This window comes from Alphaproteobacteria bacterium (assembly GCA_030740435.1).
Classification (GTDB): Bacteria; Pseudomonadota; Alphaproteobacteria; order UBA2966; family UBA2966.
Window position 1 is genome coordinate 1 of record JASLXG010000051.1, and the last position, 12,398, is coordinate 12,398.

Annotated in this window: 11 protein-coding genes; 7 read left to right on the plus strand and 4 right to left on the minus strand. The window is 67.2% G+C overall.

Features of this window, described 5'->3' with window-relative positions; all coding sequences use genetic code 11:
* Positions 1-396: 396 nt before the first annotated feature.
* On the plus strand, positions 397-1,029 hold the full coding sequence (locus tag QGG75_06105) for a cyclic nucleotide-binding domain-containing protein (GenBank protein MDP6066816.1): 633 nt from the start codon (positions 397-399) through the stop codon (positions 1,027-1,029).
* Positions 1,030-1,240: 211 nt separating this feature from the next.
* Here QGG75_06105 and QGG75_06110 read toward each other — a convergent pair whose 3' ends face one another.
* Together QGG75_06110 and QGG75_06115 are read right to left on the minus strand one after the other, a co-directional pair.
* On the minus strand, positions 1,241-1,864 hold the full coding sequence (locus QGG75_06110) for a class I SAM-dependent methyltransferase (protein MDP6066817.1): 624 nt from the start codon (positions 1,862-1,864) through the stop codon (positions 1,241-1,243).
* The gene (locus tag QGG75_06115) at positions 1,861-2,310 is read right to left on the minus strand and encodes a MarR family transcriptional regulator (GenBank protein ID MDP6066818.1); all 450 of its coding nucleotides are present in this window, start codon (positions 2,308-2,310) and stop codon (positions 1,861-1,863) included. The genes QGG75_06110 and QGG75_06115 overlap by 4 nt, the downstream gene beginning before the upstream one ends.
* A 135-nt stretch (positions 2,311-2,445) precedes the next feature.
* Here QGG75_06115 and QGG75_06120 point away from each other — a divergent pair, with 135 nt between their 5' ends.
* The 5 genes from QGG75_06120 (at position 2,446) to QGG75_06140 (ending at position 9,238) form a co-directional block, all read left to right on the plus strand.
* A complete protein-coding gene (locus tag QGG75_06120) occupies positions 2,446-2,892 on the plus strand; it encodes a YaiI/YqxD family protein (protein ID MDP6066819.1) in 447 nt (148 codons plus the stop codon).
* 96 nt (positions 2,893-2,988) lie between these two features.
* A complete protein-coding gene (locus QGG75_06125) occupies positions 2,989-4,431 on the plus strand; it encodes a pilus assembly protein TadG-related protein (protein MDP6066820.1) in 1,443 nt (480 codons plus the stop codon).
* Entirely contained in the window at positions 4,424-4,903 is a 480-nt protein-coding gene (locus QGG75_06130; protein ID MDP6066821.1) for a pilus assembly protein, read from the plus strand. The genes QGG75_06125 and QGG75_06130 overlap by 8 nt, the downstream gene beginning before the upstream one ends.
* Positions 4,890-5,429: a pilus assembly protein gene (locus tag QGG75_06135; GenBank protein ID MDP6066822.1), complete on the plus strand. Its 540-nt coding sequence runs from the start codon at positions 4,890-4,892 to the stop codon at positions 5,427-5,429. The genes QGG75_06130 and QGG75_06135 overlap by 14 nt, the downstream gene beginning before the upstream one ends.
* 203 nt (positions 5,430-5,632) lie before the next feature.
* Complete coding sequence (locus QGG75_06140; GenBank protein ID MDP6066823.1) at positions 5,633-9,238, plus strand: AsmA family protein; 3,606 nt, start codon at positions 5,633-5,635, stop codon at positions 9,236-9,238.
* Here the strand turns inward: QGG75_06140 and QGG75_06145 are convergent.
* Together QGG75_06145 and QGG75_06150 are read right to left on the minus strand one after the other, a co-directional pair.
* Positions 9,219-9,455, minus strand: coding sequence for a ribbon-helix-helix domain-containing protein (locus QGG75_06145; protein MDP6066824.1), 237 nt, complete (start codon positions 9,453-9,455; stop codon positions 9,219-9,221). The genes QGG75_06140 and QGG75_06145 overlap by 20 nt on opposite strands.
* Positions 9,445-10,638, minus strand: coding sequence for a CoA transferase (locus QGG75_06150; GenBank protein ID MDP6066825.1), 1,194 nt, complete (start codon positions 10,636-10,638; stop codon positions 9,445-9,447). The genes QGG75_06145 and QGG75_06150 overlap by 11 nt, the downstream gene beginning before the upstream one ends.
* A gap of 132 nt (positions 10,639-10,770) precedes the next feature.
* Between QGG75_06150 and QGG75_06155 the strand changes: the two genes are divergently transcribed.
* A complete protein-coding gene (locus QGG75_06155; GenBank protein MDP6066826.1) occupies positions 10,771-12,369 on the plus strand; it encodes an AMP-binding protein in 1,599 nt (532 codons plus the stop codon).
* Positions 12,370-12,398: the final 29 nt, after the last annotated feature.

Genomic DNA, 12,398 nt, shown 5'->3' on the forward strand with positions numbered 1-12,398 from the left:
GAAGCCGGGGCGAAAAACCGGGGAAATCGGTGTTGGTCGCCATGGTGGATCCTCTCCGTCGTTGCTGGCATCAAGATAGGCCCCCGAGGCTTGCGGGCGAGACCGGCTTGACGAAGTGAGTCCCGAAACGTCCCGGGCTTGTCGCTAGGCAGATCGAAGAACTTCCTAATTCAGCGCTGAACTGGGAATTTTTTCCCTGCAAAAACAGTATATTGGTGGCGTCATGGCTGTTCGTAAGGGAGAGCGTCGGGCCGGAGAACGAGCGTGGATAACAGCTGCCGGCGAAGCACTTTGGTCGATTATTGCTCGCTCATGGTCGTGGCGGGACGGCTGACGTGCTAGGTTGGCGGGCCAAGAGGGTATCCCGGGGACCGGTTCCGCGGAGGAGCAAAGTCCATGACCGAACGTCGACTTTGGAACAAAAAGCTGTTTCGCGAGGGCGAGGTCGTATTCCGGGAAGACGACATGGGGAACTCGGCCTTCCTTGTCGAATACGGCGCCGTCCAAGTCTCCAAAACCGTCGACGGCGAGAAAGTCAGCCTGGCCACGCTACGCAAGGGCGAGATGTTCGGCGAAATGGCGCTGATCGACGACAGCCCCCGCATGGCCTCGGCCCAGGCCTTGGAGAACACCAGCGTCGTGGTCATCCCGCGCGCCGTTTTCGAAACCAAGCTGGACGCCACCGACCGTTTCGTCGGTGGCCTGATGAACCTTTTGGTCGCAAATCTACGCAACGTCCACCAGTCTTACATGCGGCGCGCGCGTAGCGTAGACGACTACCTCGACGCCATCGACTTCTTCGTCAACAGCCTGCGCCAGTACTTGCAATCGGGCGACGCCGAAGCGGTGGGCAGCGAGGCGGCGCAGCACCACCTGGAGCGCATCGACGAGACCGTCGATCAGCTCAAGATATTGCTGGCCGCAACCCCCGACCGGCGCCAAAGCGTGCTCAGCGCCAGCGACATCACGAACCAGGGCGATCCCGACCCGCTGACACCCGACGTAGCCCACCTGGTCGAGGAGAAGTAGCTAGAGCACGTCGCGGTTAATCTGACCCATTTGATGGCGCAAGCAAGCCATTGTGGTAGGCGCGTGGCGTAGCGCGATGTGGGGCATCGGGCAAGCCGCGCAACGCCACACAATGGCTTGATTGCGCCATCAAATGGATCAGATTAACCGCGACGTGCTCTAGAGTCGCCGAGCAACAGGCAAGGGCCGAGAACCATAAGAATTCGCTGGCTCAGGCATGCTCGCCGATGATGCAGACGGCTGGTACCGGCTGCAGCGCCAATTCCTCGATCCTGATTCCGACGAAGCCGGCGGCCGCCATGTGGCCCTTCACTTCTTCCGCCATGGCCAGCGCCTCGGCCCGGCTGGGGTTCTTGCTGCGCGGCATGTAGGTGGTGGCGGCGATGCCCTGGGGTTTGAGCAGGGCATGTATCTTGCGAAAGGCGGCCGCCCGATCGGGTAGGAACTGCACCACGTTGGCCGAATAGAGCTTGTCGAAGAGGCCCAGCGACGGCGCCACCTCGTCGAGGCTTTCGAGGCGCAACTCGAGACGTCCCTCACGGCTGGCGCTGGCGTTCCTGGCCCGGGCCTGGTCGAGCATGGTGCGGGAATGATCGAGGCCGACGACTTGAGTCCCCGCGGCCCCGTCCACCCGGGCCAGGCAGGCCTCGAGGGCGAGCCCGGGGCCGCAGCCGATCTCGATAATGCGGTCATGGGGCCGCAGCCGAAGCAGATCAACGATCCAATAGTTGCGCTGGCGGTTGGAGCGGCGGTTGGCCATGATCCAGCCGGCGACGCGGCCCAGCCAGCCGTGGGGTTTCTTGAATTGGGCGACGATGGTCTGGCGCAAGTTCATGATCTCTCTCCGGTGTTGACGAGGGCAGCGTTGAGCTTTTGCAGCGTCTCCCGCACTGCCTGCAGTTCGGGGCCGGAAATGGCCCGGGACAGGCGCCCGAACTCGCTTGCCTCACGTTGCTGGATCTGGCCGAACAAGCGCTGCCCCCGGTCGCTGAGCGAAATCAGGAAGGTGCGCTTGTCGGCGGGATTGTCGCGGGTTTCGATCAACTTGGCCCGGCTCAGCCGGTTGGCGATGACCTGGATGTGCTGGCGCGAAACGCTCCGGCTGCGGGCGATCTCGGGTACGGTTTGCTCACCGCCCCGGGCCAGGCTCTCCATCACCGCGCGCATCGAGGTGTTGACGCCCAGGTCGCGGTGCAAGTCATCCCCGAGTGCGCGCAAAAGATTGAAACAAAGCCTGAGATCGAGGATCACGGCGTCGAGTTGCTGGGCCTTGCTGGTCATCTGGGTCCATCCGAGAACGACAATGTTATTGTCAATATAAAGATGACAATCAAATTGTCAATAGTGTCGGCTGAGGATTCTGATAGAATCGGCCCGTCCGGAAATCCCGGTCGCGCAACCGCCGGGGCCAACATGGTGGAAATTTACGTCGATGCCGACGCCTGCCCGGTCAAGGACGAGGTGCTCCGCGTGGCGAAACGCCACCGACTCAAGACCTACCTGGTCAGCGACGGCGGCATCCGCCCCAACCCCGATCCCCTGGTCGAGTTGGTCATCGTCGCTCGGGGAGACGACGCCGCCGACGATTGGATCGCCGGGCACATCGGCAAGGCCGACATCTGCGTCACCAACGACATCCCGCTGGCGGCGCGCTGCCTGGAGGCCGGCGCCTCGGCCCTGAAGCCAAACGGCGAGGCCTTCACGGAACAGGGTATCGGCCTGGCGCTGGCCGGTCGCGAGCTCATGCAGGGACTGCGCGAGGCCGGCGAGATTACGGGCGGGCCGAGGCCGTTCGCCAAGTCCGACCGCTCGAGGTTCCTCGATCGCCTGGAGACCACCGTACAGGCGGCCAAGCGGCAATAGGTGGCGCAAAAAAGGCTGCCCGGTAGAGCGATACCCGTCACTGCAAGCGGGTGGGATTTCCCGGACAATGCCGGTCTGCCAAACGGAGGTGATCGGATGTTCTGGTCGCGAGAGCTGCGGGGGTGGTCGGAAAAGATCAAGCGCTGTGCCGGTGGATTGTGGACCAGCCGCCGGGGCAGTGTCGCCATCTATGCCGCAATGTTGAGCATGGTCGGGCTGGGGGCCGGCGTCGTGGCTGTCGATTTCGGCCGTCTGGTGGTGCTGCGGGGCCAGATGCAAGACCGCGCCGATGCCGGCGCCCTGGCCGCCGCGCGTCAGCTCGACAAGCTCGCCGGCGCCATCGACCGGGCCAGCGAAGTGGCCCAAAGCGCCATGACGCAACGCTCGGCAATCCCGGGCAGCGCCACAGAACTGGCCGTTTCCAGCCTCACCTTCTACAGCTCCTACACCGCCGGCGGCAGCCAGATCGAGACCGTCGACGACGCCGAGGCGGCCTACGTTTTGGTCGAGCTCAGGGGCCAAAGCGTAATCATGATGTTCCAGCCCGTGCTGGAACTGGTTTCCCAGGTCGCCGGCAGGGGCACGGTGGAACTCGAGGCCCAGGCGGTGGCCGGCGTCGATCCTTTCGTCTGCCGGGCGCCGCCCCTGATGATGTGCGATTTCAGCGAAGCGGATGCCGCCGCCGATGTCATGGCCAGCGCCGCCGTGGGCAAGCAGATCAAGCTGGTGGCCAAGGGCGGCGGCAATTTCGCGCCGGGCAACTTCGGCTTTCTTTCCACCCCCGAAGGCTCCAACGCGGCCGGCGTCATCGAGGACGCCATGGCCTCCGAGGACGAGGACCAGTGCTATGGCCAGACCGTCGACACGGCGCCCGGCGGCATGGTCGGCCCAGCCGGCAACGGCGTCAACGTGCGCTTCGACGAGCTTTCCAACCCCAAGCCCGAGACCACCACACCGGCCGCCAACATCATCAGCTATCCCAACGACAGCGACATCGAGGACGCCGGCGTGTTGATCGGCAACGGCAGCTGGGACCCTGAAGGCTACTGGGACGGGCGCGACCACGACGCCGCCTGGAACGCCACCGACTTGTTTGCCGCGGTCGGCGCGGCGGCGACGCGCTACCAGGTTTACCTCTATGAGCTGGGCGAGAGCTTCGCCGTCAACGGCCCCCTCACCGTCTACCCCATCGGCGGCGCCTTGGCCGCCGGCTACACCACCATCACGCCGGCAGCCGCCGACATCCCGAGCGATGCCGCCAACCCCGACGACAACGACCTCGACGGCGTGCCGGCCGACAATCTGCCGGCCAGCGGCGAGGCCAATCGCCGGGTCATGACGGTGACCGTGCTGCAATGTGTGGCGCTGGGGCTCAATGGCAACGAGAGCGATGTGCCCACGGACGGGCTCTACGTCAACGTCTTCCTCACCGAGGAGGTGGCCAACCCCGCCAGACCCGAACTTTACGGTGAGATCATCGGCCCGCTGACGTTTTCCAACTCAGACAACTATTTCGGCAATGTGCGGCTTTTTGACTAGGGGGGGACTGCTGGGCAGCCTCGGGAGCCTCTGGCACGAGCGCCGCGGTGTCAGCGCCGTCGAGTTCGCCATCGTCGTGCCGATGCTGCTGATGGCGCTGGTGGTGGCGTTGGAACTGGGCCGGGCCATGCAGCAATCGACGGCCATCGAGAAGGGGCTGCGCACAGGCGCACTGTTTGCCGCCCGCGCCGCTACGCCGCTGAGCGCCGCCGACGAGACCACGGTGGGCAACCTGGCCAAATACGGCAACACCGGCGGCACAGGCGATTTGCTGGTAGCCGGTTGGGACACCGGCACCCTGACCATCAGCGAGCAGAGCTACACCGTGACGGGCGCCTCGTCGGCCTCGACGGTAATCCGCCTGGAGGCCGAGGTGCCGTTCGATCCGTTGCTGCCGGGGCTGCTGGATTTCCTCGGCTTCGCCACCTTCAGCATCGAGCTTTCGCACGAGCAGGCCTATGTCGGAACGTAAAGTCAGGCGCGACCGCCGTGGCGTCACGGCCATCGAGTTCGCCCTGGTGGCCCCGCTGCTGGTGGGTCTGACGCTGGGCCTGATCGACTTCGCGCTCGTCATGCTGGAGTTCAACCAGGCCAGCGAGGCGACGCGGCGCGCCACCCGGGTGGTGCAAATCGACGAGCGCCTGGCCGATATCAGCGATATCACCGCGGCTGACATCGTCTGCACCGCCTCCTCGGCCGGCGTGGTGTCGTGCAGCGCCAACAGCGAAGAAGCCACCGCCGATGCCGATTTCGCCACCATCATCACCGAGATGCAGGACGTCTACCCCGTGATCGGCGCCGAAAATGTCAAGATCACCTACAGCCAAAGCGGCGTTGGCGATCCCGGCAAGCCGGGCGGCAGGCTGCCGCTGGTGACCATCGAGATCATCGGGCTGATCCATACTTTCACACTTATCGGTTCGTTGCCCGGCGTACCGGCCGCCATCACGGTGCCCGGTTTCCCCACCACCGTGCTGGCACGGGGCAACGACGTTTAGCCATTCCAGAAAGGCGCCGCCGGGAGATAGACCCGGCCTGTAACGCAGGTGTTTCCGCAACAGGCCGATTGCTAATGCCTTGGCTGCAGCTTGTTACGGTTCGCTATGGAGCAGGTGGGGCTTTTCAGCCGCCGCCCCCGGCAATAGATTAGGATACCTTGGCGAGGCCCGGGAAAGCCGGGCCAACAACAGGGACGAGCGACGTGAAGAAGATCTTTTTCGGCGGACTTGCCGTGATCGTGGTGCTGGCCGCGGCGCTACTGATCGCGCCCGGTTTCATCGACTGGAACGCCTACAAAGGCGAAATCACCCAGCGCGTCCAGGCGGCCACCGGCCGGCACCTCGACATCAAGGGCGATCTCAGCCTGAGACTGCTGCCGGCACCGGCGCTCAGCGTCGAGGGCCTGGCGCTGGAGAGCATGACGGGCGCCCGGGTGCCGACCATGGTGGCGCTGGAGAAAGCCCGGGCGCGGCTGGCGCTGTGGCCGCTGTTGCGCGGCGAGGTGCAGATCGTCGAGCTGCACCTGGTCAAGCCGGTGATCACGCTCGAGCGTCTGGCTGACGGCCGCGCCAACTGGCTCCTTGGCCCCTTGGGGCAGCCGGCCGGGGGCACCGGCGGCACCGGCAGCGCCGCAGCCGAAGACGACAACGGCAGGGATTTCCGCCTCGACCGGCTGCTCATCGAAAACGGCACCATCATCTTTGACGATGGCGCCAATGGCCTCAGGGAACGCCTGGACGGCATCGACGCCGAGCTCAGCGCGAATTCCCTGGCGGGACCTTTCAGGGCCCAGGGCAAGCTCAGCGCCCGCGGCCTGGGGCTGGCCTTCGAAGCCCAGATCGGAGCCCTGAGAGCGGGCCGGGCGCTGCCCCTGAATCTGACCCTCGAGCTGGGCGAGGCCCGGACCAAGCTCGGGCTCTCGGGCTCGCTATCGCAGCCCGATGCGGCTGCCACGCTGAAGGCCAAGCTCGAATTCGCCGGCCCCGACCTGGCCCAATTGGCCCGCCTCGTGCACCGGGCCGCCGGCCTCGAGAAGCCGCCATTGCTGCTCAACCAGCCCTTCTCGCTCAAGACCTCACTGAGCGCCTCGAGCGCCGAATTGGCGCTCAACAACATCCAGCTCAGCCTGGGCAACAGCGCCGTCAGCGGCGGCGCCAATATCTCCTTCGCCGAGACCCTGGATTTCGACATCGCCCTCAACGCCAACCGCTTCGACCTCGATGCCCTGCTGGCCGGAGCGGCGGCCGGCGGCGACGACGGAGGCGGCGGCCAGGCGGCCAAGAGCGGGACTGCGGCCAGCGCCGGCGGCGCTTTCGCCATTCCCGCCAAGCTGGCCGGCAGCCTCAACCTCGGCATCGAGGCGCTGAGTTATCGCGGTTCCATCATGCGCCAGGCTCAGATCGCGGCCACGGTGGCCGGTGGTGTGGTGACGCTCGAGCGCGCCGCCGTGCTGCTGCCGGGGGGCTCCGACGCCGCCCTCTCGGGCCGCCTCGGCAGCCATCAGGGCCAGCCCCGTTTCGAGGGCACGCTGGAGGCGGCCTCGGACAACCTGCGGGCGCTGCTGGATTGGCTGGCCATCGACATCGGGCCGGTGCCCAAGGACCGGGTACGCAAATTCACCCTGCTCACCCGGCTGCGCGCCAGCCCGGCCCTGATCGAGATCTACGGCCTCGACAGCCGCCTCGACACCAGCCGGCTGAGCGGCGGCGCGGCCTATGCCCTCAGGGCCCGGCCCAGCTTCAGCACCGATTTCGCCATCGACCGGCTGAATCTGGATGCCTACCTGCCGACGGCGTCGAGCGGCGCCCAGGAGGGCGGCAAGAGCGCGGCCCAAAGCGGGGGCCGGGAAGCCGCGGCCTCGCCGCTGGCGCTGCTGGACAAATTCGATACCAACATTTTGCTCAAGCTCGGCCACCTGACCTACAACAAGGTGGCGGCCCGGGGCGTCGCCCTCGACATCGGTCTCTTGGGCGGCAACCTGAAAGTGCGGCGCGCCAGCGTCAAGAATCTGGCCGGCGCCACCTTCGAGCTATCCGGCAACGCCCGCGACCTGGCGGCTAAGATCAGCGCCCAGGGTAAAGTCAAGGTGACGGCCAAGAACCCGACCGGGCTCTTTCGCCTGGCCGGCCTCGAGCTGCCCTTCCCGGCCGAACGGCTGGGCCGTTTTGCTCTCGACGGCAGCATCGGTGGCGTGCCCGGGCGGCTCGACCTCGACCTCGTGGTGCGGGCCGGGCGCAGTCGGCTGAGCGCCAAGGGCCGCCTGGCCGATCCGCTCACGGACCCCAAGGTCGAAATGGCCCTCGATCTCGGCAATCCCAGCCACAGCAATCTGATCCGGCTGTTCGATCCGGCCTTCAAGCCGGCCGGCAAGGGCCTCGACGCCGCTCTCAGGGTGCGCGGCAAGCTGGCCGACAGCCTCGACGGCCTCGAGCTCGAGCTCTCGACCAGCCTGGCCAAGGCCCGGATCAAGGCCCGGGGTACGGTGCAGCCGCTGCGGGCCGGCTACCAGCTGAGCGTCGAGGCCAAGGCCGGCGATGCGTTGCGCTTTTTACGCCGGCTCGGCCTCGACTACCGGCCGGCGGCCAGACCCTTCGGCGGCCTGGCGCTGGCCTTCAAGGTGGCCGGCGACGCCCAGGCGCTGAAGCTCGACAAGCTCGAAGGCAGCTTCGGTCCGATCCGGCTCGAAGGCCAGGCGGCGGCCCGCCTGGCCGGCGCCAAGCCCTTCGTCTCGGCCAACCTCAAGACCAGCGAGATCCTCGTCGATCTGTTCCTGCCGCCCCAACCCCGGGCCGCCAAGGGCCGCCGGGCTGGCGGCGGCGGCGGCGGGGCGGCCTCGCCGCGCTGGTCCGGCGATGCCATCGAGGTGGCGTTTCTCAACGACTTCGATGCCGACCTGCAACTGGCGGCGCCGGGCATCGCCTACGGCAGCTACCACTTCGCCAAGCCCCGGCTGAGGGCCGTGGTCAAGGACGGCGTGCTCGACATCAAGCCGCTCAGCGGCCGGCTCTTCGACGGCAAGGTGACCCTGAACGCCCGCCTCGATGGCCGTTCCAAACCCGCCACCAGCCTGACCATCGACATCAAGGGCGGCAACCTCAAGAAGGCGCTGATGGCGGCCGCGGGCGTCGACGTGGCCAGCGGCAGCTTCGGCCTCGACGGCAGCTTCCAGGCCGGCGGCCGCAGCCAGCTCGAGATGATCCGCAGCCTCGGCGGCCAGGCCTCCTTTGCCGCCGAGCAAGGCATCGTTCAAGGCTTCGACCTCAAGGCACTCAGCGACCGCCTCAAGCAGCTCGACCGCGGCGGTGACTTCCTGCGCCTCATCCAGACCAGCATGAAGGATGGCCAGACCCGCTTCAGCCGGGTTGGCGGCACGGCCAAGATCGAGCGCGGCGTGGCCCGCAGCGACGACATCCGGGCCGAGCTCGAGGCCGGCGCCGGCACGGGCCGGGGCAGCGTCGACCTGCCGCGCTGGCTGATCGACTTCTTCGGCGAGTTTCGCCTCAGCGAACATCCCAAGGCGCCGCCCGTGGGCCTGATGCTGCGGGGTCCGCTGGATGCGCCGCAGCGCGACATCAAAAGCCGCAAACTGGAAGCCTACGTCAGCCGCCGCGTCGGCAAAACCCTGTTGCGCAAGTTCGGGGGCAAGAAACTTAAAGGCGCGCTGGGCGGCGTCCTGGGCGGCAACCAGCCGGCCCCGACCCAGCAACAGCCCCAAACCCAGAGCCAAACCCAGCCGCAACCTCAGCCGGCCCAGAAACTCAAACCCGAGGACCTCATCAAGGGACTCTTCAAGAGCCTGAAGCGCTGAGCCCCGCCACCTCCGCTTCCAGGGCAGCCAGCACGTAGAGCCTGAGCGCGCTCGAGAGCGCCCCCTGGCGCCCGGCGTCGATCTCGGTGACCAGCGCGTTCAGCGACATTCCCCGCAGCGCCGTCAGGCGCTTGAGCTGGACCCAGAACTCGGGCTCCAGCGAGACGCTGGTGGGGTGCCCGGCGATGCGCACCGAGCGTTTGCGGCTATTGCCCATCGGCCGCGATCAGTACGCCCATTTGGGCCAGCTCCGTCACCCGCTCGGGGCTCAGGCCCAAAAGCCCGCACAGCACCTCGCGGGTGTGCTGGCCGGCCTCGGCGACCCAGGGCCGGGCGCCGACGGGGCTTTGCGATAGCCGCCAGGGCGCGTTGACCACGTGCACCGGCCCGGCGCCGTCGTCGACCTCGGACAGCACGCCACGGTGCCGGCTCTGGGCGCTCTCGGTGGCCTGGCCCACGGTCTGGTAGCGCGAAACGGGGCAGCCGGCGGCGCTGATCAGCGCCTCGCACTCCTCGGACGTGCGCTCGGCCGTCCACTGGTCGATCAGCACCATCAATTCGTCCCAGTTGCGCTGGCGCTCGACAAAGCTGGCAAAGCGGGGATCGCTGAGCCACTCGGCATGGCCGGTGACCTCGGCCAGGGCGATGAAGTTGGCCTGGGTCAGCGGCATGACGATGACGTAACCGTCGCGCGTCGGTGACGGCGCGTAAAGCATCAACGGCCCCTCGAAGGTGAACTCGTGCTGCAGCATCTGGTAGACCAGCATGTTCAGCATGCTGTCCATCAGGGCGATGTCGACGGCCTGGCCCTGGCCGGTGCGTTCGCGGTGCAACAGCGCCCCCTGGATGGCGCCGGCCGCCGCCATGCCGCTGAAGTAATCGGCCACGTAAAGACCGGTGCGCAGTGGCCGTTCGAGATTTTCCTGGTGCTCGAGGTTGGCCAGATCATAGCCCGAGGCGGCGTGGATTATGGGCGCATAGGCCGGCAGGCCGGCGTCCGGCCCGGACTGGCCGTAACCGGTGATGGCGCAATAGACGAGGTCGGGCTTCTGTTTGGCCAGCGCCTCGTAGTCGAGGCCCAGGCGCTGCATGACGCCGGGCCGGAAGTTTTCCACCACGACGTCGGATTGCGCCGCCAGGTCGGCCACCAGCTCGCGCGCCTTGGGCCGCTTGAGGTCGAAACAGAGCGATTTCTTGCCGCAATTGAGATGGGCGAAATAGGCGCTCTTGCCGTCGCGCAGCGGCGGCGGCACGCGCACGTAATCGCCCTCCAGCGGCTCGCACTTGATGACCTCGGCGCCAAGGTCGGCAAGCAGCCGCGTGCAGTAGGCGCCGGCGATCATCGAGGCGAAATCGAGCACCCGGATTCCGGCCAGCACTGCGGTTTGTTTCGACGTCACGTGCAACCTCCCTGCCGCTGCTCCCGCCAAGCGAGCGGACACTGCTGAACACCAAACTGAGTGATACTTGACAATCAAACAATGCTCAATACCATGGCCTGAACGTGCCAAAGCATCGGGCGCTCCGAGCCGATGATTCATCCTTATTCATACTATCCCGCCCGAGCGGCCCGCTGGTATCCCGGGAACATCGCCGTCATCGAGGGCGAAAAGCGGCTGAGCTACGCCGAACTCGACGCCCGCATCGACGCCCTGGCCCGGGCCCTGGTGGCGCTCGGCGTCGAGCCCGGGGACCGCGTCGCCGTGCTGCAGGCCAACAGCCACCAGTTCATGGTTGCCTTATGCGCCAGCGCCCGCGCCGGCGCCGCCTTCGTGCCCATGCTGGGCATCCTCAGCGAGGACGACCACGCCTACATCCTGGAGGATTCGGGCGCCCAGGTGCTGATCGCGCCGGCCGCCGGGCTGGCCGAGCGGGCGCGGGCACTGAAAGGGCGCCAGCCGGCCTTGCGCCAGTTGATCGTGGTCGACGGCGACGACGAACAGGACTACGAGAGGCTGCTGGCGGCCCATGCCGGCGAGGCCCCCCTGGTGCGCGGCAGCGAGGACGACCTGGCGCAAATCCTCTACACCTCCGGCACCACCGGCAAGCCCAAGGGCGTGGCCCACAGCTACGCCAGTACCCAGGCCGCGATCGTCGGCTGGGTGGCCATGGCGGGGCGCCAGGAGGGCGACGTCGGGCTCTTGTACATGCCCATGAGCCACTTTGCCGCGCGGCTGATGGATTCGGGCTGGGTCACCGGCAGCACGGCGGTGATCCTGCCGGCGCCCGATCCGCTGGCCAGCTTCGCCGCCATCGCCGAGCACCGCGTGACCCACATCCTGGCCATCCCGACGCTGTTGCAGATGTTCCTCGACCACCCCGAGATCGACAACCACGACCTTTCCAGCCTGCGCTTCATCTGCTACGCCGCGGCACCCGCCTCTTCCGGCCTGGTGCGCGCCGCCAGCCAGCGCTTCGGCGCCATCCTGCACACCGGCTGGGGCGGCACCGAGGCCTATGTTCTCAACACCCACATGACTCCGGCCGAACACCTGGCCGCCGTCGAGGGACACGAGCAGCGCCTGCTGTCGTGTGGCCGCGAGGGGCCGCTGGGCGGCCGCGTGCGCATCCTCGACGAGGCCGGCCAGGACGTGGCACCGGGCGAAGTGGGCGAGGTCTGCGTGCGGGCGCCCTGGATGATGGCGCGCTACTGGAACCTGCCCGATTTGACGGCCGAGACCATCGTCGACGGCTGGCTCCACTTCGGCGATCTCGGGCGCTGGGACGACGACGGCTACATGTACCTGGTCGACCGCAAGGGCGACATGATCATCAGCGGCGGCATGAACGTCTATCCCCGTGAGGTCGAGGAGGTGCTCTACCAGCACCCCGCCGTGCTCGAAGCCGCGGTCTTCGGGGTGGCGGACAAGAAGTGGGGCGAGGCGGTGCAGGCGGCGGTCGCCCTGCGCGATGGGGAGACGGCGAAGGCCACAAAGGCGGAAGACATCCTGGCTTTCGCCAAGCAGCACCTGTCCGCCTTCAAGGTGCCGAAGGGGCTCGAGATCGTGCCCGTGTTGGCCAAGACCCCGGTCGGCAAGATCTCGCGCCGCGAGGTCAAGGCGAGCTACCTGGCGGGGGCGGGGGCGGGGGCGGGGGCGGGGGCGGGGGCGGGGGCGGAGTCGGAAGCATGAGCGGGCCGGCCGATCCTTGGCGGAACTAC